The sequence below is a fragment of the Mycobacterium sp. E1386 genome (assembly GCF_001672745.1).
GTDB lineage: Bacteria > Actinomycetota > Actinomycetes > Mycobacteriales > Mycobacteriaceae > Mycobacterium.
This window is the reverse complement of the sequence record NZ_LZKH01000081.1, coordinates 23,918-42,121: the sequence shown is the minus strand read 5'-3', so window position 1 is coordinate 42,121 and position 18,204 is coordinate 23,918. Positions and strand designations below refer to the sequence as shown.

The window sequence follows — 18,204 nt, the reverse complement described above, 5'->3', positions numbered from 1 at the left end:
TCCCGAAGCCGCCCACGATGGTTCCGGTGTCGGCGTTGTAGTCGTTGAAGAAGTTGCCGAGCGCGTTCGGCGAGGTGTGCAGGATGTTTTCCAGATCCATGTGGTGATCGACCAGGTTCTGCGTCACGTCGGCCAGCCGGGCGATCTGCTCGCTGGTCTGGTTGCGCGTCCCGGCGATGAAGCGCTGCACCTCGCCGACCGCCGTCGACAGATCGGTCAGCGCCGCGTCCAGGTCGGATCGGCTGTCGTCGACCACGCTGGTGAGGGTGGCCAGGCGGTCGTTGAACTGGACGATCTGCACGTTGCTGTCGCGCAACGCGCCGACGAAGGTCTGCAGGTTCTTGATGATGTCGACGATGTTGCCGCTGCCGTTGGCGAGGATGCGGCCCACGCCGGACAGTTGGCCGAGGGTTTGCCGCAGCTTGTCGCCGTTGCCGTCGAGCGCGTTGGCGGCGCTGTCGATGAACCGGCCCACCGACGTGCCTGATACACCGCTTTTTGGTCCCAAATCCGTTGCCAGACGCATCAATTGGGTTTTGACCTCGTCCCATTCGACCGGCACCGCGGTTCGTTCCACCGGGATGATCGCGCCATCGCGCATCACCGGTCCGCTGTCGCGATACGCCGGCGAGAGCTGAACGTAGCGGGCGGACACCAGGTTCGAGGCGACGATGACCGCCTTCGCATCCGCCGGAATCGGCACATCGCGGTCGACCTCGAGCGTCATCTTGGCCTGTGTGCCCTGCGGCTGAATGGATTTGATGCTGCCGACCTTGACACCTGAGACCCGCACCTCGTCATGAGGGTAGATCGCGGTGGCGGTGGTGAAGTAGGCGGTGATGGTCTTCGGGCCGAACACCGTATTGCGGACGAGCACGGCAGCGCCTGCAGCGATCAGCCCGACCAGGACAACCGCCGCCACGGCCATCAACCTGTTTCGGGGAATCCGCGAGGTCATTGTGATCCTCCGACCCTGCCGCCCAACGTGCAGCCTGGGCACACCGGAATACCGTTGTACGGCCAGGGAGTCAGCGACCGCGGCAACGGTGACGGGTGGCCGGGGCCCTTCGAAGTATCGAAGGTGCGGAATCCCCAGAGGTAGTCGAAGATCGGTTGGAAGAGTTGTGGGACAAGGAAGTTCGGGACGAAAGCCGAGTAGGCGTACATGCTTGAGATGCCCTCACCGACGGTGACCTCGAATTTCTTGAGCCCTTGCAGCGCTTTTCCGATATTGTCGCGGTTCTTCTCCAGCATCGCGGTCACCGAGTTCAGCTTCTCGAGCGTCGGGGCCAATTTGGCTTCGTTGTCGTGCACCAACCCCGTCAGCTGCTTAGACACCGCCGAGGTGTTCGCCAGCAGGTCGACGATCTCCTGCCGGCGTGCCACCAGCACCTGGAGCAGAGTGTCGGAGTTGAGGATGAGCTTGTTGACCTGCTGGCTACGCTCGGAGAGAATCCCGGTGACGTCGCCGGCGCTCTTGAACAGCTCGCCCAGGTTCTTGTTGCGGCTGTTGAGCGTGCGCGATAACCGGGTGAGTGCATCGAAGGCCGGGCCCATTTGGGGGGCGATCTGGTCGAGCGTCGCCGAAAGCGTGTCCAACGACTGGTTCAGCGCCGCGGTATTGGTTCCGGCAGTATCGGTCGTCAGGTCGCTGACCGCTTCCGTGAGCGAGTACGGCGACGACGTGCGCGAGACGGGAATGAGTGCCATCGGGTGCATCGTGCCGCTGCCGGCGGACTCCAACGCCAGCATCCGCTCGCCGAGCAGCGTGCCGGTACGGATGTGCGCGGACGTCTCCGACCCCAACAGGACGTTGCCCTTCATCGCGAATGTGACCAGCGCATCGCCGTGGCGCAGCCTCACATCCGACACCGTGCCGACCTTCACGCCCGAGACGATCACGGGGTTGCCGGTCGCAAGGCCGCCGGCTTCCGTGAACAGCGCCTGGTACCTGACCATCGTCGCCCACGAGATGAACCGGTCGGGCGACAGGCCCACCAGGATCACCATCACCGCCAAAACGACGCCGATAAGGCCGGCCTTGACGAGCCCAGCTCCGCGATACTTGAGCATCAGGGTTCCGTGCACCTTCCCGCTTCTGACCTGAAAATCGGGGCCTTCACCGTCCTGCCCTGAAGATCCGTACCGCGCAGTTCCAACATGCAGAGGTAGTACGGGATGGTGGCGCCGTTCACGCCGAGTCGGACCAGCTTGCGGTAGTTCTTCGGCGCCTTCTCAATCGCCGCGTCGAGGCGGTCCTTGTCGCCATCGAGAATCGGCGCCAGCCGGCTCAGCTGATCAATGGTGCCCGCGAGCGGGGGGCGCGCGCTGGTCAGCAGATCCGCCAGCGAGGCGGTTCCCCGGTCCAGGGCGTCGATCGCCGAGCCGATGGTGTTGCGGTCGTCCGACAACCCGCTGACGAGCCGCTCGAGACGATCGATCGCACCCGAGAACTTGGTGCCGTCCTTGGAGATCGTGCCGATCACGATGTTGAGGTTGTCGATCAGTTGCTGCACGGTTTGGTCGTTGTCGGCCAACGCGTTTGAGAACGACGTCGTCTTGGAGAAGAGTGATTCGAGCGTTCCGCCCTGCCCCTGGAAGACCTGCAGCAAGCCTGCAGTCAAGGCGTTGACGTCTTGCGCATTCAGCCCCTGGGTCACGGGTTTCAGCCCGCCGAGCAGCAGATCGAGGTCGAGTGCCGGTGCTGTGCGGTCAACCGGAATCTGACCGCCGACGGGCAGCCGCTTGGGTGAGCCCGGACCGTCGACGAGTTCGAGGTAGCGATCCCCCACCAGGTTGAGGTAGCGGACCGCCGCCCTGGTGCCCTCGGTGAGGACGACGTTGCGGTCGGCGTCGAAGTGCACCACGACTTTCTTGTCCGGCTGCAGCGAAACACCGTTGACGGTGCCTACCCGGATGCCGGCGACCCGCACCGACTGCCCGGGCTTAAGACGCGACACGTCGGAGAACACGGCCGAATACCCGTTCGTGGCACCGGTGCGGTACTGGCCGAAGATGAAGAACAGGAAGGCGGTCAGCATCGCCATCACGACCGCGAAGATCGTGAACTTGATCAGAGTGGCGCGGGTTCTCATCCGGGCATTCCCACCATGGCGGAGTTGCGTGGCGGGCCTGCGATCGGCCCGTACAACAGCTGTTTGAGCAGATCGGAGTTGATCAGCAGCTGCGGGTTCCCGTACCCCACAGGGTTGGCGCCGATATCGGTGATGAATTGCGGCGGAGCCGAGTTGAACGGAATTGCCGGCAGTCCCAGGCACTGCGGTCCACCCGTCGCGGCAACCTTGGGCAGGTTTGTCGGATACCGGTAACGCTCGCCGCCCCACGTGAGGCTCGCCGAGATGTTGATGCTCGGTTCCGACAACGGGGGACTGTGGGCTATCGTTACCAACCCGCCGAGACTGCAGGTGAGCGCCTCATGATACTCGTTGGTCAGGTCGGTGGTCGGCACCAGCAGGTGCATCACGTTCGTCAGCGGTTGGCGGTTCGTCGACAAGACGTCGTTGCCGATGTCGGCCAAGCCGATCGCGCTGATCAGCAACGCATCCAGGTTGCGCTGCTCCTCGACGAGCGTCTTGCTGATTCGCGTCGCGTTGGCCGCGGTTTTCACCAGATTCGGTGCCGCGTCGGCGTAGGCGTTGGACACCACCGGCAAGACCGAGAGGTCGTGCCGGAATGCCGGAAGGCTCGGCTCCAGCCTGGCCAAGAACGAATCCAGATCGCTCAGCGACTGGCCAAGCTGTGGACCCCGCCCACTGAACGCCTGGGCGAGCGCACCCAGCGACTCGTTGAGCTTTGGTGGGTCGATGTGCTCGAGGACCGAAACCAACTGCTGGAACACCGTATTGACTTCGACCATGACGTGCTGGCCCTGCAGCGTCTGGCCCGCGTGTAGCCGCTGAGCCGACGGTTGCGCCGGTTCCACCAACAGGACCGACTTCGCGCCGAATACCGTCGATGACGCGATGTCGACAAGCACGTTGCCGGGAATGAAGCGCAATTGCGAGGGGTCCATCGCCAAGTGGATGGCCGCCTTGCCGTCGGGCAGCGAGTCGATCGAGGCGACCTTGCCAACCTGCACGCCGCGCAGCTTGACCTTGGCGTCCGGGTTCATGACCAGACCGGCGCGTTGCGAGATCACGGTCACCGGCACGGATTCGGTGAAGGAGCCCTGAAACAGGCCCACTGCCACGGCGAAAATCACGCCAATGATGACGACAGTCGCCAACCCCAGCAGGGGCGCCAGATAGCTGCGCCCGGCGGGCCGGGCATGGCCGGCGCGCGGAGGTCGCCCGGCGGCCGCGCGACCGGCTGGCACACTCTGCGTCACTGCCGTTCCACCTCCTTCGCTAACCGGACAGGTTGAAGTTGCCGTTCGTACCGTAGATAGACAGCGAGACCAACAGCGTTACGGACACCACGACGATGAGCGAGGTGCGCACCGCGTTACCGGTCGCGTTGCCGACACCGGCAGGCCCCCCCGAAGCGAAATAGCCGTAGTAGGTGTGGATCAGCAGGATCGTGAGCGCCATCAGGATGGCCTGCAGGAACGACCACAACAGGTCGATCGGGTTCAGGAAGGTGTTGAAGTAGTGCTGGTACAAGCCCTGCGACTGTCCGAGCAGGAAAGTCGTGGTGAACTGGCTGGCCACGAACGACAGGATGACGGCGATCGCGTACAAGGGTGTGATGGCCATCATTCCGGCCAGGATCCTGGTGCTCACCAAGTAGGCAACCGGCCGAATCGCCATGCTCTCCAACGCATCGACTTCTTCGTTGATCCGCATGGCACCCAGCTGGGCGGTCACCCCGGCGCCGAAGGTGGCCGCCAGACCGATCCCGGCGACCACCGGTGCCGCGATGCGCACGTTGATGAACGCGGACAAGAAGCCCGTCAGCGCCTCGATGCCGATGTTGCCCAGCGAGGTGTAGCCCTGAATGGCCAGGGTGCCGCCCGCCGCAAGCGTCAGGAAGCCGACGATCACAACGGTTCCGCCGATCATCGCCAAAGTGCCTGCGCCCATGCTTATCTCGGCGACCAGCCGAACGACTTCGCGCGTGTAGCGGGTAGCGGCGAAGGGCACTCCGGCGAGCGCCTTGCCGTAGAACAGGGTGTGGTCGCCGATCCGCCCCAACGAGGCGACCGGCCTCTCGAATTGGCGGATTAATCGCGGATATGTGGCCCTCAGCGCCATTGGCAGCCCCTACTTCGCCGTCATCTTGATGCCGATCGCGGTCACGACCACGTTGACGACGAACAGTGACATGAAGGCGTAGACCACGGTCTCGTTCACCGCGTTGCCAACGGCCTTGGCGCCCCCGCCGGTGATCGAGAGGCCCCGATAGCAGGCCACCAAGCCGGCGATGAGGCCGAAAAGGGCTGCCTTGACACACGAAATGATGACCTCTGGTACGCCCGTGAGCAGCGTGATACCTGCGGCGAACGCGCCGGGATTGACGTCTTGCACAAAGACCGAAAAGACGTAGCCGCCAAGGACGCCGATGATCACCACGAGGCTGTTGAGCAAGAAGGCGACCAGTCCGGAAGCCAGCATCCGCGGGGTGACCAAACGTTGCACCGGGTTGATGCCCAGCACCTCCATCGCGTCGATCTCTTCACGAATTGTTCGTGCTCCCAAGTCCGCACACATTGCCGTGGCACCCGCGCCCGCCACGATCAAAACCGTGACCAGCGGTCCGAGCTGGGTGACCGCACCGAACGCGGCGCCCGCACCGGATAGGTCCGCCGCGCCCAGTTCGCGCAAGAGGATGTTGAGCGTGAAGCTGACGAGGACGGTAAACGGGATGGCTACCAGCAGGGTGGGAGCCAGCGATACCCGCGCGACGAACCAGGACTGCTCCAAGAACTCACGCCACTGGAAGGGCCGGCGGAACACGAATTTGACCGCATCGGCCGACATTGCGAACAACGCTCCGACGGCCTGCATGGGCCCCGACATGTCCCATTTCAGTTTCAGCTGGGGCAATCCCGCTGACCAGTGGTCGGCTCCCTTAGTTGCCATCGGCCTCAGACTCTTTCCTGAGTTACGAGACCGACAGTCTTGTTGTCGCGTACTGACTGCTGTAGATTTGGCCGAAGCGAGGGCCACCGGGGCGTGCAGGCGACGGCGAAACGCCCTGTGGGCGGCCGGAATCCGGCAGATGCCTCGGGCATGACAGCGCTGTCCATCCTCACGCCAGGACCTCCGTTCTGTTGCGTGAGTAGACGCTTCAAAACGTGGGGCCCCGTGTCTTGAAGCGTCCGGCGATTATGACTCATGCCGAGTCCAGGCGGAACGGAAAATGCATAACCGTTATCCGACAATCCATCAGCACACCGCTTAGCCAGGGCGACTGACGCACAACGGACGCGACGGTCGGCACAAACATCAAGGGCTCCTCCGGCTCTAGGTGACGGCGCCGGCCGTCTTGAGTTCGATGATGCGGTCCCAGTCGAGCCCGAGTTCCACCAAGATGTCGTCGGTCTGCTCGGCGAAGCCGGGCGCCGGGCCGGTCTGTGGGGCCGCGACGTCGAACTGGACCGGATTCGCGACCAACTCGAGTTCGCCTGCCTGCACGATGTACTCGTTGGACCGGATCTGTGCGTCTTTGGCGGCTTGCAGGGTGTCCTGCACGGGCGCCCAGGGACCGGCCAGCGTGGCGAAGCGTTCGCTCCACTCTTCCAGCGTGCGGGTGGCGACGACCTTGGTCAGGATCTCCACCGCCTCCGCTGTGTTGGCGGCGATCTTCTCCACCGTTTCGAAGCGCGGGTCCTCGGCCAGCTCCGGCAGGTCGACGTGCCGGCAGACGTCGGCCCAAAACTTGGTGGGCTGCATCATCACGAAGGAGATATAGCGACCGTCGGACGTGGTGTAGAGCCCGACCAAAGGATTGTTGGGGGCGCCGTGCACGCCGGGCGGCGGCGCTTCAAGCCGCTGGCCCAGATAATTGGTCAGCGCGACCGTGTGTCCCATCGACCAAAGCCCACTGCCGAGGAGCGACACGTCGACGACGGACGGCTCGCCGGTGCGCTCCCGTTTGAGCAGCGCCGCTGCGATGCCACCGGCGAGGTTGGTGCCGGAGATGGTGTCGCCGTACGCCGGGCCGGGCGGCCCGATCATTCCCGGCATGCCGGCGGGCGTGATGGTCGCTGCGGTTCCGGCCCGGCACCAGAACGCGGTCATGTCATAGCCGCCCTTGACCGACTCTTCGCCCCGCGGGCCGAGCGCGCTTCCCCGCGCGTAGATGATCTTCGGGTTCACCGCCCTGATGTCGTCGATGTCGATCCCGAACTTCTGGCGGGCGCCGGGCAGGAAGCTGGTGAGGAACACATCCGATCGGCGGGCCAGCTCGTAGAGCACCTCCTTGCCCCCGGGCACCGACATGTCCAGCCCGATGCTGCGCTTGCCGCGGTTCGCGTGTTCGATGTTCGGGTTAGGGTCACCCTCGACGCGCAGCATGCCGGTCTGTCGCAGCCCTCGCTGCGGATCGCCGGTGACCGCGTGCTCGACTTTGACCACGTCGGCGCCCCACTCGGCGAGCACCGCGCCCGCCGACGGGACGAACCCGTACATGGCGACTTCCAGGACGCGGATGCCCTCGAGCGGCCTCACGCCGTGGCCCCGTTCGCCGCCGGAACCGCATACGTTTTGCGTTCCAAGAATTCCTCCAGCCCGGCCACACCCATCTCGCGGCCCACCCCCGACTGCTTGAAGCCACCGAACGGGCTGTCCGCGCCGAAGTAGTTGCCGCCGTTGATCGAGAAGGAACCGGTCCGGATCCGGCGCGCCACCGCAAGCGCCCGGTCCTGGTCGCCGCTGAAGACCGCGCCGGCCAGGCCGTAGATCGAGTTGTTGGCGATGCGCACCGCGTCGTCGTCATCGTCGAACGCGATGACGACGAGCACCGGTCCGAAGACCTCCTCCTGAGCGATCTCGCTGCCGGGATCGACGTTGGTCAGCAGCGTCGGCGCATAGAAGTAGCCCGGCTCCAACCGCTGGCCACCGGTGACCAGGGTCGCGCCCGCGGCGACGGCCCGCTGCACCATGCCGTCGACCTTGTCCCGCTGGCGCTCGTTGATCAGTGGGCCCATGTAGGTTTTCGGATCGGCCGGGTCGCCGTGGCGCACCTTGGCGAAGTTCTCTGCGACCAACGCGACGATCTCGTCGTGATGCGACCTGGGTACCAGCAGCCGAGACGTCAGCGCACATCCCTGCCCCGCGTGGGTCACCATGCTGAATGCCGCGAACATGGCCGCGCCGGCGAAGTCGGCATCGTCGAGCACGATGGCGGCCGATTTGCCACCCAGTTCCAGGAAGACGCGCTTGACCGTTTCACTCGCGGCGGCCATGATCTTGCGCCCCACCGCGGTTGATCCGGTGAAGGTGACGACGTCGACGTCGGGGCTGGTGGTCAGCACCTCGCCCGCCTCGGGGCCCGAGGAGCTGAGCACATTGACCACGCCGTCGGGTATGTCGGTGTGGTTGGCGATCAGCTCACCGAGCGCCAGGGTGATCAACGGTGTGTCCGGCGCGCCTTTGAGGACCACGGTGCACCCGGCGGCCAGCGCGGGGGCCAGCTTCGCCAGCGCCAGCTGGTTTGGGTAGTTGTAGGCGATGATCGCGGCGACCACCCCGGCGGCTTCCTTTTCCACCCAGCGGTGGTGGAGCATGCCGCGCGATTCTTTCTCGCCGAGATCTTCGGAGAACTCGTACCTGCGAAGCAGATCCGCGTAGAAGCGCACGATGGCGATCGGCTCGTCGAGCTGGGCGCCCTGGGTCAGCGCCCGGGTGGCGCCCACTTCGGCGATCGTCAGGTCACGCAACTCGTCGGCGTGTTCGATCAGCGCCCGATGCAGTTGGTCGAGGCAGCGGATCCGCAACTCGACGTCGGTGGGCCAACTGGTGGTGTCGAAGGCACGCCGGGCCGCGGCGATCGCCGCTTCGGCCTCCTCGACACCGGCGTCGGGGGCGTGCCCGACGACAGCGCCGGTGGCGGGATTGATCGACGCGAACGATTTGTCGGTGGTGACCAGCCGGCCGCCGATCAACAGTCGGCGGTCGGAGGCTGATCCAGGCGCGGCATCCGCGATGGTGGCTGCAGTCGCAGTGGCGGGCTCTGCCGTGTCCTGGGCAGGCATTCCGTACTCCCTAATGTGGTGACGGTCACGATAATTTGATTCTCTTCCCCGGCGAATCTTACATTCGAGTCTCGATAATTCAAGAAACCCTCAGGAATGAGGGCGGGCCACTGACCAGCAACGCAGAGGCCAACGGATCGCCACGCCGAGTAGTTTGACGCAGGCCGAACAGGGTTTCCGGAGTGTGTTGCGACAGACTCCCGCGTGAGAGTAAGGTTCTCATAATTGTAAGCGAGATTCTTTGTGACTGAGACGGTCACGTTTGGAGCAGAGGCCTGCACGTGAAGACTGCGGTGGTCACCGGTGGCGGATCCGGCATCGGCCTTGCCGTCGCGCACCGGTTGCGCGCCGACGGTCTCGACGTCGCCACGATCGACCTCCGACCGTCGGACGGCGATCAGTGCTTTACCGCGGACGTCACCGACCGATCGCAGGTGGACGCGGCCTTCGCGGCGATCCGCGCGAAGCTCGGGCCGGTCACCGTCCTCGTCAACGCGGCGGGCCTGGACGGATTCAAGCGCTTCAACAACATCACCTTCGAGGACTGGCAGCGGGTGATCGACGTCAACCTCAACGGCGTCTTCCACACCATTCAGGCGGTCTTGCCCGACATGCTCGAGGCGAAGTGGGGACGGATCGTCAATATCTCTTCGTCGAGCACGCATTCCGGCGCGCCCTATATGAGCCATTACGTGGCGGCCAAGTCCGCGGTGAACGGGCTCACCAAATCCCTGGCGCTCGAGTACGGGCCCAGCGGCATCACCGTCAACGCGGTGCCGCCGGGCTTCATCGACACCCCGATGCTGCGCGCCGCGGCGAAGAACGGATTCCTGGGGGACATCGACGAGACCATCGCGCGAACCCCGGTGCGCCGGATGGGGAAGCCGGAAGACATCGCGGCGGCATGCGCTTTCCTGGTGTCCGACGAAGCCGGCTACATCACCGGTCAGCTCTTGGGCGTCAACGGCGGTCGCAACACCTGAGTACCGATTCGTTCAGCGGTGCCCGGCAACCAGATCAGGTGGGAGGAGACAACCCGTGAAGGTTTGGGTGGATTCAGAACGATGCCAGGGTCACACCCTCTGCGCGATGATCGCGCCGGAGTCGTTTCAGCTCAGCGACATCGACGGCAGTTCTTCCGCGATCGACGAAGTGGTCCCCGTAGACCGGCATGACCAGGTGCGTGAAGCCGCCCAGTCCTGCCCGGAGCAGGCGATCATCATCACCGACGACTGAGTCCTCATCCGGACACTGACCGACGAAATACCCAGGGAGACAGAGCTTTGAGTGTCGACGACGTCGTCAGCGACAGCGACCGCAAAAAGAACCGGTACCACTTCGATCGGCATTCCCCGGAGTACCGGTCGAAGTTCAAGTCGATCACCAAGGAGATGCACACCAAGTGCCCGATGGCGTGGAGTGAGACCTACGGCGGGCATTGGGTCGCGGCGGGCAGCCATGAGGTCTTCGAGCTGGCCCGCTGCCCGGCCGTCTCCAACGATCACGACATCAACGGCGAACGCCGTGGCTACAAAGGCATTTCGATCCCCACCGCGAGCCGGGTCAGCGTGGTGCGCGGCGGCATCCTGGAGATGGACGACCCCGAGCACCGCATTTACCGCACCGTGCTCAATCCCTACCTGTCGCCGGCGGCGGTCAAGCGCTGGGAGCCGTTCATCGACGACGTGACGCGCGCCTGCCTCGACGAAAAGATCGAGGGCGGAAGCATCGACTTCGTCGACGATCTGGCCAACATCGTTCCTGCCGTCCTGACTTTGGCGATGATGGGCATCCCGCTGAAGAAATGGAACATGTACAGCGAGCCGGTCCACGCCGCGGTGTACACGCCCGAGCACTCTCCCGACATCGAGCGCGTCACCGAAATGCACAAGCAGATGGGTCTCGACATGGTGAACAACATGCTCGAGATCCGCGAGAATCCGCGGCCGGGAATCGTGAATGCCCTGCTGCAGATGCGCATTGACGGGGAACCGGCGCCCGACCTGGAAATCCTCGGGAACCTCGGCTTGGTCATCGGCGGCGGCTTCGACACCACCACCGCCCTGACCGCCCACTCGTTGGAGTGGCTTTCCGAGCATCCCGAGCAGCGGGAACTGCTCAGCAACGAACGCAAAACGCTGCTCGACCCCGCCACCGAGGAATTCCTGCGCTACTTCACCCCCGCGCCCGGTGACGGCCGGACATTCTCCGACGATGTCGAGCTCGACGGCACGCAGTTCAAGGAGGGCGAGCGGCTGTGGATCTCGTGGGCGATGGCGAACCGCGATCCAGCGGTGTTCCACGACCCGGATGACATCGTGCTCGACCGTAAAGGCAACCGCCACTTCAGCTTCGGCCTGGGCGTCCACCGGTGCGCCGGGTCGAACGTGGCGCGCACGGTGTTCAAATCGATGCTCACCGCCGTGCTCGATCGGATGCCCGATTATCGATGCGACCCGGAAGGCACCGTCCACTACGAGACCATTGGCGTCATCCAGGGCATGCGCAAGTTGCCGGCCACCTTCAGCCCCGGCCGAAGGCTCGGCGCCGGCCTGGACGAGACGCTGGAGAAGCTGCAGCGCATTTGTGACGAGCAAGAACTCGCCAGACCGATCACCGAACGCAAGGAAGCCGCCGTCATCGACTGAGCCGCTCGCGGTCCAGCGTCGCCATGCAGGGGAAAGCCGGCCATTGACCGCTCCAATTTTTCCGAGTACGCCTGTTCAGCGGGGCCGCGCTCTATATTCAGGCCAGGCGCGTGCGCAGAGACGGGAGACGCATCGGTGAAGACTTTGGCAGCGAGCCTCGCGCTCGCGACGGCCGCGCTGACTCTTACGCCCACTGCCCACGCGGACATGCAGATCGGCAACTACCGGCTGGACACCCCGCGGGATCCCGGCCACAGCTGGATTTTTGCGATTCGGCCGTGCAGATACAATCAGGGACCGGAATGCCTGACCGTACAAGCGATTGCGCAACCCAACGGGCAAGCGGCCTTCTGGAAGTCAGATGCTCACCTTTCCAACGGCCGCTACACCATGGCGGTTGATGTGCCCGACGGGGTGCGCTGCGTGGTCCAGTTCTTTCCCTCGCACGACGTTTACTCGTGGGATGCGGTGACGCTGGCGGGTCAGGTCGATTCGACGTACGACACCGGTTGCGGTGGCGGACCGGGGGGCACCAACAGTTGGCCGTTCTCGCTCGTGCGATGGTAGCCGCGTGAGAGTCAGTAAGCACGATGGCTGAGGCGAAGGAACCGCCCCAAGATTCGGCAAAATCGAAGGCCGACGCAATGGCGTTGCTAGAGGAAGCCGAGGCCGAAGCGGCCGAGGCTGAAGCTCTGGCCGCCGCGGCGCGCGCCCGTGCTCGTGCCGCCCGACTCCGCCGCGAAGCGCAGGCCGAAGCTGAGAAAGAGGCCGAGTCAAAGGCCGCCGAGGAAGCCTCGGACGCCCACGAGGACACCACCGACACCGCCGAGGCGGAGACCAAAGACGACACCACCGACACCGTCGCAGCGGAGACCGAGGAGGAAGTCCCCGCCGAGGCCGCCGATACGGCGGAGCCGGAATCCGAGTCGGCCCGCTCCCGGCGTCGCGTGCGACTGCCACCGTGGTCCGTGGCGTGGAAGGCGGCCGTCATCATCCTCATCTGCGCCTTCGTCGCCGCCAGCGGATACATGATGTGGGAACGCCACGAAACCACCGAGCGCAACCAGCGCACCGCCAACTTCATCGCGGGGGCCAGGCAAGGCGTCGTCAACATGTTTTCGATGGACTTCAACAGGGCCAAGGAGGACGTCCAGCGGGTGATCGACAGCTCGACCGGCCAGTTCCGCGACGACTTCCAGCAGCGCGCAAAGGATTTCACGACCGTCGTCGAGCAGTCCAAAGTTGTCACGCAGGGGACCGTGAATGCGGCGGCCGTACAGTCCATCGACGGGAATTCCGCGTTGGTACTCGTAGCGGCGTCATCGCGCATCAGCAATGCCGCGGGCGCCAAAGACGAACCACGAAATTGGCGGCTCAAGGTGACCGTCACCGACGACGGCGGGCAATACAAGATGTCCAAACTGGAGTTCGTCCCGTGAGCGAAGACAACCGCGGCATCGACACCGCCGACGACCGTTCCGAGCGGGCCGAACCCAGTAGACGCGCACCGCGCAAGGTGAAAGTCGTTCCCGCCGTTCTGATTTTGCTCCTGCTGATCTCCGGCGCCACGGCGACGTGGCTGTACTTCAAGGAGTACCGGCCGGACAAGCAGACCGACCCCAGCGTCGCGAGCGCGGTCGTCAGCTCGGCGTCCGACGGAACGGTCGCGTTGCTGTCCTACTCGCCCGACTCGCTCGACAAAGACTTCGCCGCGGCAAAGTCGCACCTGTCCGGGGATTTCCTGTCGTACTACAACCAGTTCACCGAGCAGATCGTCGCTCCGGCGGCCAAACAGAAGTCGCTGAAAACTAACGCTCGGGTAATTGGGGCCGCGGTCTCGGAGTTACATCCGAATTCGGCCGTCGTGCTGGTGTTGGTCGACCAGAGCACCACGAGCAAGGACAATCCCGAACCCGCGATGGCTTCCAGCAGCGTGCTGGTGAGTTTGACCCGCGTCAACGGCAATTGGCTGATCACCAAGTTCGACCCGGTCTAGCCGGGCCGCCTCGCCGAATCCGAAGCTAGCCGCACACTGTGGTTCGAGTGTGAAGACAGCTTCACACTCGTGGAGGCAAGTCATCCCCGCGGCAGGCCGAGCACCCGCTGGGCGATGATGTTGCGCTGGATTTCCGAGGTGCCCCCGGCGATCGTCCCGGAAAAGCTGCGGGCGTAGCGCTCGAACCAGCTCGCGAAATAGTGGTCGAGGTTCATGTGCGCGTACGGCCCGGTCAGGCCCGGGTGAACGAGCCCTTCGGAGCCCGCCGACGTCAGCGCAAGCTCCATGCCACGCAACTCGGCCTCGGACCCGAGCAGCTTGAGCACCGAGATCGCCGCCACGTCGTCTTCGCCGCGCGACGCGCGGGCCAGGGCCACCGAACCCAGCAGGCGCAACGCCTGCTTGTCCATGATCGTGCTGGCGTACTGATCGCGTTCGACCTCGGTGCTGGGATGGAAGTCGTCGATCATGTTGTCGAGTCGATCGGCGAAGCCCAGCCACATCATCGTGCGTTCGTGCCCCAGCGATCCGTTGGCGACCCGCCAGCCCTGGTCGAGCTCACCGACCAAGTTCTCGGCAGGCACGCGGACGTCGGTGAAGAACACCTCGTTGAAATCCAGATCATCGGCACCGCAGATCGACGGGAACGGCCGGCGCACGAGGCCCGGGGTGTCGGTGGGGATGATCAGCGCGCTGATTCCCTTGTGCTTAGGGGCATCTGGATTGGTGCGCACAAATGTCAGCAAGACGTCGGCGTCGTGGGCGCCCGAGGTCCACACCTTCTGGCCGTTGACCACGAAGTGATCGCCGTCCAGCACCGCGCGGGTCCGCAACGACGCCAGGTCGGAACCCGCGCTGGGCTCGCTCATCCCGAGTGACGCGGTGATCTCGGCCCGCAGGATCGGCACCGCCCAGCGCCGCTTCTGTTCGTCGCTGCCGAACGACAACAGCGAAGCGCCAACGATGTTCACGCCCTGCGGGTTGAAGCTGTGGTAGATCCGCCGGCGGCTGAGCTCTTCAAGATAGACGAACTGCTGAATGACCGTCGCGTTGCGGCCACCGAATTCCGGTGGCTGGCTCGGCAGTAGCCAGCCGTTGTCGAACAGCAGCCGCTGCCAGTCGCGTGCCCACTGCGGCATGCGGGAGACCGACCGGGGTCGCTCGAGCGTTTCGCTTGCGGGAGGCAGGTTCTCGTCGAGGAAGGCCGCGAACTCCGCCCGGAACTCCTCGACGTCGGAATCAAAAGTCAGCTGCACGGTATTCCTCCGCGATCCGCGCCCGGTGCTCGGCGGCGCCGCCGAGCATCAGCTCACCGGCTTTGGCTCGCTTCAGCGCGAACTGCAGATCGTTCTCCCACGTGAATCCCATTGCGCCGTGGAGCTGTAACCCGTGCCGGAACACCAGCGACTGGCACTCCCCCGCCGACGCCTTGGCCATCGCCGCCGCGAGCCGGCGGCGGGGATCGTCGGCCGCGATGGTCAGCGCCGCGAAGTACGCGAGGGCGCGCGCGCGTTCCACCGCGACGTGCATGTCCGCGGCCTTGTGCTGGACGGCCTGGAACGAGCCGATCGGCACACCGAATTGCTGACGGCTGCGGACGTGTTCGAGCACCAGGTCGAGAATGCGTTGGCAGGCACCGACCATGGTGATCGCCATGCCGGTCAGCGCCATGTGGTGCGCGCGTTCGGAATCGACCGTGAGCCGGGCGCTGTCGGGCACCCGAACTTCGCAGAACGACAGGTCGGCGACGTGCAAGACGGGGTCGAAGACGGCGGCGCGACGCACCGACACCTGGTTCGCCGCGGTGAGGAATACCCCAGCGTCGGTCACCACCGCCAGGCGGTCGACGCGATCGCCGTCGAGGACATGGCGGGCCGTACCGTCCAGCAGCCAACCCTCGGCGTCCCGATGTGCGGCGACCCCGGTGTATACGGCGGTGCCCGATTCGTGGGGATCGAAGTGCTCGGCCGCCAACGGGGCGAACTGGGTCATTGTCGCCAGGAACGGGGTGGGGTCGGTCGCGCGCCCCAACTCCTCGAGGACGATGGCCAGTTCGACGGCGCTAATCGGATCGTTCAGCTCGGTCCAGCCCTGATCGACGTACGACTTCCACAACGGGCTGGGATCGACGCCGTCCTCGGCCACGCCGCGCACCAGCGAGGGCGGGCACTGCTTGGCCACGGCGTCGCGAACGGTCTTCTGCCACAGCCGCTGATCGGCATCGAACTCCAACAGCATGAAGGCCGCCTCCTGTCATCACCGACGCCGCGAGAATATCATTCTCGCACGCGGAAGTAATAATCTCGGAAACCGGTTACGGGGTCCCGCGGGGAACGAGGGGTTGCCGGGCCAGCTGGTCAGGCACGCGTCCAGGCCCTGGGCCGGCTCGGCCAGCAGAAAGTTCTGCATGGCGGAAAAGATCGATCCGCCGAGCAGAAGTTCGGATGCGGTCGGATAGTGCTGCTGGGCGAACAGGACGGAGGTGAACTCGCGTAGACCGCGCGGCGGAGTCGCGATGCGAGACTGCGCTTAGGGCGATTGCAATCGCCAACGCCGCCACCACCACCAAGGAGAAGACCATTGGATCGCGAGACCTATCAGCGGGGCCTACACATCCGCTCCGACGTTCTCGGCGAGGAGTACGTCAACCGGGCCCTCGCCGACGCGGACGACTTCACCCAGCCCCTGCAGGATCTCGTCACCGAATACTGCTGGGGCGCGATCTGGGGTCGCGACGAGCTGCCCCGGAAGACGCGCAGCATGCTCAACCTAGCGATGATCTCGGTACTGAACCGGCCCAACGAATTACGCACGCACGTCAAGGCGGCGCTGACCAACGGCGTCAGCCGCGAGGAGATCCGCGAGGTCTTTCTGCAGGTGGCCATTTACGCGGGCGTGCCGGCCGCGGTCGACAGCTTCCGCATCGCGCGCGAGGCCTTCGCCGAACTGGATGAGGACTAGGTCGGCCAGGGCCCCGACTCGGACTTCACGACGGTGATCAAACCGCTCGAGACGGCAGCCGGTGTTATTGGGGGCCGTTCGCCGGCCCAGCCAGGCTCCGCTGGATAGAGGCGGATGGCACTGATCCAGGACCGGGAGAATGGTATTATCGCAATTTAAGAACGACACTTGCACCAGGACCGCGAAAGCACTCGCTACCAGGAACGTTGACTAAACGAAACGCTTACCGGAAACCCGTTGATTGGCTCCCGAGAAGAATGTTAGGTTATCTATCATATGACCCGACTGGGTTCGCTTTGAGCGCCCGAGTCGAAGGATGGCTTTCGTGATCGAACACGCTGACGGAACCAGCACCCCGCTCATCGATGCGAGCGTGCACATCTTCTTCCCTTCCAACAAGGCGCTCCGCAAGACCCTGCGTGAGCCGTTCAAGAGCCGGGGCTTCCCTGATTACGAGATGGACTGGTACGGCGCCCCGGGCGGAGAGTACGCGCCCGATACCGAGGGCCCGGACCGTCAGTACCCCGGTTCGGATCCGGATTTCGTTGCCAATGAGCTCTTTTCGAAACGCGGGGTCGATGTCGCGGTCCTGCACCCGATGGCCCGCGGCATCATGCCGGACCGCCACCTGGGCAGCGCGCTGCACGCCGCGCACAACGAAATGATGGTGTCGGACTGGCTGGAGTCCAGCAAGTTCGGCGAGCGGTTCCGCGGCACCATCCGGGTGAACCCCGACGACATCGCAGGCGCACTGCGGGAGATCGAGAGGTGGCGTGGCCACCCGCGGGTGGTCCAGATCGGCGTTCCGCTGCAGTCCCGCGAGCTCTACGGCAAGCCACAGTTCTGGCCGCTGTGGGAAGCCGCGGTCGACGCCGGCCTTCCCGTTGCCGCACACATCGAAGTCGGGTCGGGCATCGCCTTTCCGCCAACGCCCAACGGGAACACCCGCACCTACGAGCAGTACGTCAGCTTCATGGCGCTGAACTACATCTATCACCTGATGAACATGATCGCCGAGGGCGTGTTTGAGCGCTTCGACGGCCTCAAATTCGTCTGGGGCGACGGCGCGGCGGACTTCGTGACGCCGTTCATCTGGCGGATGGACACATTCGGCCGGCCGCACCTCGAGCAGACACCGTGGGCACCGCGGATTCCCAGCGATTACCTGCCCGGTCACGTGTATTTCGTTCAGGGCAGTCTCGACGGTCCCGGTGACACCGAGTTCGCCGGCGAATGGTTCGGCTTCACCGGCAAGGACGACATGGTGATGTTCGGCTCCAGCTACCCGCACTGGCAGTGCGGCGATATCAAAAAGCTTCCCCGCGCCCTCTCCGCCGAACAACGCGAGAAGTTGTGCTGGCGCAACGCGGCGCAGCTCTACAACATAGACATTCCCGCCGGGGTGGGCGCACAGTAGAAGTACGACGTGATACCGAGGAGTT

18 protein-coding genes and 1 pseudogene are annotated in these 18,204 nt (G+C 64.7%); 8 read left to right on the top strand and 11 right to left on the bottom strand.

What is annotated here, in order from left to right; all coding sequences use genetic code 11:
- From A5709_RS09310 to A5709_RS09275, 8 genes are all read right to left on the bottom strand, one after another.
- Positions 1-958, bottom strand: a 958-nt coding sequence (locus A5709_RS09310; protein WP_156673227.1) for an MCE family protein, incomplete at its 3' end; no start/stop codon positions are given.
- Complete coding sequence (locus tag A5709_RS09305) at positions 955-2,073, bottom strand: MCE family protein (protein WP_067945353.1); 1,119 nt, start codon at positions 2,071-2,073, stop codon at positions 955-957. The genes A5709_RS09305 and A5709_RS09310, both read right to left, overlap by 4 nt.
- Entirely contained in the window at positions 2,073-3,095 is a 1,023-nt protein-coding gene (locus A5709_RS09300) for an MCE family protein (RefSeq protein ID WP_067945237.1), read from the bottom strand. The genes A5709_RS09305 and A5709_RS09300 overlap by 1 nt, the downstream gene beginning before the upstream one ends.
- On the bottom strand, positions 3,092-4,348 hold the full coding sequence (locus tag A5709_RS09295; RefSeq protein ID WP_067945239.1) for an MCE family protein: 1,257 nt from the start codon (positions 4,346-4,348) through the stop codon (positions 3,092-3,094). Before A5709_RS09295 ends, A5709_RS09300 begins: the two co-directional genes overlap by 4 nt.
- A gap of 19 nt (positions 4,349-4,367) precedes the next feature.
- A complete protein-coding gene (locus A5709_RS09290; protein WP_067945242.1) occupies positions 4,368-5,213 on the bottom strand; it encodes an ABC transporter permease in 846 nt (281 codons plus the stop codon).
- Positions 5,214-5,222: 9 nt separating this feature from the next.
- Positions 5,223-6,041 (bottom strand): ABC transporter permease, encoded by an 819-nt coding sequence (locus tag A5709_RS09285; RefSeq protein WP_067945244.1) that lies wholly within the window; start codon positions 6,039-6,041, stop codon positions 5,223-5,225.
- A 384-nt stretch (positions 6,042-6,425) separates the two neighbouring features.
- Positions 6,426-7,631: a CaiB/BaiF CoA-transferase family protein gene (locus A5709_RS09280; protein WP_067945246.1), complete on the bottom strand. Its 1,206-nt coding sequence runs from the start codon at positions 7,629-7,631 to the stop codon at positions 6,426-6,428.
- Positions 7,628-9,157 carry an aldehyde dehydrogenase family protein gene (locus tag A5709_RS09275; RefSeq protein WP_067945248.1) on the bottom strand — a complete coding sequence of 510 codons (1,530 nt, stop codon included), beginning with the start codon at positions 9,155-9,157 and terminating at the stop codon, positions 7,628-7,630. Before A5709_RS09275 ends, A5709_RS09280 begins: the two co-directional genes overlap by 4 nt.
- Positions 9,158-9,438: 281 nt before the next feature.
- Here A5709_RS09275 and A5709_RS09270 point away from each other — a divergent pair, with 281 nt between their 5' ends.
- From A5709_RS09270 to A5709_RS09245, 6 genes are all read left to right on the top strand, one after another.
- Positions 9,439-10,140, top strand: a complete 702-nt coding sequence (locus A5709_RS09270; RefSeq protein ID WP_068010022.1) for an SDR family NAD(P)-dependent oxidoreductase — start codon at positions 9,439-9,441, stop codon at positions 10,138-10,140.
- Between the two features lie 55 nt (positions 10,141-10,195).
- Positions 10,196-10,393 carry a ferredoxin gene (locus A5709_RS09265; RefSeq protein ID WP_068010020.1) on the top strand — a complete coding sequence of 66 codons (198 nt, stop codon included), beginning with the start codon at positions 10,196-10,198 and terminating at the stop codon, positions 10,391-10,393.
- Positions 10,394-10,440: 47 nt separating this feature from the next.
- Positions 10,441-11,805 carry a cytochrome P450 gene (locus tag A5709_RS09260; RefSeq protein ID WP_068010016.1) on the top strand — a complete coding sequence of 455 codons (1,365 nt, stop codon included), beginning with the start codon at positions 10,441-10,443 and terminating at the stop codon, positions 11,803-11,805.
- Positions 11,806-12,012: 207 nt separating this feature from the next.
- Positions 12,013-12,372 carry a hypothetical protein gene (locus A5709_RS09255; RefSeq protein WP_068010014.1) on the top strand — a complete coding sequence of 120 codons (360 nt, stop codon included), beginning with the start codon at positions 12,013-12,015 and terminating at the stop codon, positions 12,370-12,372.
- A gap of 23 nt (positions 12,373-12,395) precedes the next feature.
- On the top strand, positions 12,396-13,244 hold the full coding sequence (locus A5709_RS09250) for a hypothetical protein (protein WP_068010008.1): 849 nt from the start codon (positions 12,396-12,398) through the stop codon (positions 13,242-13,244).
- Positions 13,241-13,801 carry a hypothetical protein gene (locus tag A5709_RS09245; RefSeq protein WP_068119603.1) on the top strand — a complete coding sequence of 187 codons (561 nt, stop codon included), beginning with the start codon at positions 13,241-13,243 and terminating at the stop codon, positions 13,799-13,801. Before A5709_RS09250 ends, A5709_RS09245 begins: the two co-directional genes overlap by 4 nt.
- An 80-nt stretch (positions 13,802-13,881) precedes the next feature.
- Here A5709_RS09245 and A5709_RS09240 read toward each other — a convergent pair whose 3' ends face one another.
- The 3 genes and pseudogenes from A5709_RS09240 to A5709_RS27340 form a co-directional block, all read right to left on the bottom strand.
- Complete coding sequence (locus A5709_RS09240) at positions 13,882-15,057, bottom strand: acyl-CoA dehydrogenase family protein (RefSeq protein ID WP_068119600.1); 1,176 nt, start codon at positions 15,055-15,057, stop codon at positions 13,882-13,884.
- The gene (locus A5709_RS09235) at positions 15,041-16,039 is read right to left on the bottom strand and encodes an acyl-CoA dehydrogenase family protein (protein WP_067945266.1); all 999 of its coding nucleotides are present in this window, start codon (positions 16,037-16,039) and stop codon (positions 15,041-15,043) included. The genes A5709_RS09240 and A5709_RS09235 overlap by 17 nt, the downstream gene beginning before the upstream one ends.
- A gap of 111 nt (positions 16,040-16,150) precedes the next feature.
- A pseudogene (locus tag A5709_RS27340) lies at positions 16,151-16,291 on the bottom strand (nitroreductase); the annotation flags it as partial.
- 90 nt (positions 16,292-16,381) lie between these two features.
- On the opposite strand from A5709_RS27340, the gene A5709_RS09230 reads away from it, so the two are divergent.
- Positions 16,382-16,762, top strand: coding sequence for a carboxymuconolactone decarboxylase family protein (locus tag A5709_RS09230; protein ID WP_067945268.1), 381 nt, complete (start codon positions 16,382-16,384; stop codon positions 16,760-16,762).
- Positions 16,763-17,087: 325 nt separating this feature from the next.
- On the top strand, positions 17,088-18,179 hold the full coding sequence (locus A5709_RS09225) for an amidohydrolase family protein (protein WP_068119606.1): 1,092 nt from the start codon (positions 17,088-17,090) through the stop codon (positions 18,177-18,179).
- Positions 18,180-18,204 lie beyond the last annotated feature (25 nt).

What these genes read in the sequence shown, in the direction of transcription:
- A5709_RS09305 (WP_067945353.1), bottom strand. Translation starts at nt 2,073, where the DNA reads ATGCTCAAGTATCGCGGAGCTGGGCTCGTCAAGGCCGGCCTTATCGGC.
- A5709_RS09300 (WP_067945237.1), bottom strand. Translation starts at nt 3,095, where the DNA reads ATGAGAACCCGCGCCACTCTGATCAAGTTCACGATCTTCGCGGTCGTG.
- A5709_RS09290 (WP_067945242.1), bottom strand. Translation starts at nt 5,213, where the DNA reads ATGGCGCTGAGGGCCACATATCCGCGATTAATCCGCCAATTCGAGAGG.
- A5709_RS09285 (WP_067945244.1), bottom strand. Translation starts at nt 6,041, where the DNA reads ATGGCAACTAAGGGAGCCGACCACTGGTCAGCGGGATTGCCCCAGCTG.
- A5709_RS09275 (WP_067945248.1), bottom strand. Translation starts at nt 9,157, where the DNA reads ATGCCTGCCCAGGACACGGCAGAGCCCGCCACTGCGACTGCAGCCACC.
- A5709_RS09255 (WP_068010014.1), top strand. Translation starts at nt 12,013, where the DNA reads ATGCAGATCGGCAACTACCGGCTGGACACCCCGCGGGATCCCGGCCAC.
- A5709_RS09250 (WP_068010008.1), top strand. Translation starts at nt 12,396, where the DNA reads ATGGCTGAGGCGAAGGAACCGCCCCAAGATTCGGCAAAATCGAAGGCC.
- A5709_RS09235 (WP_067945266.1), bottom strand. Translation starts at nt 16,039, where the DNA reads ATGCTGTTGGAGTTCGATGCCGATCAGCGGCTGTGGCAGAAGACCGTT.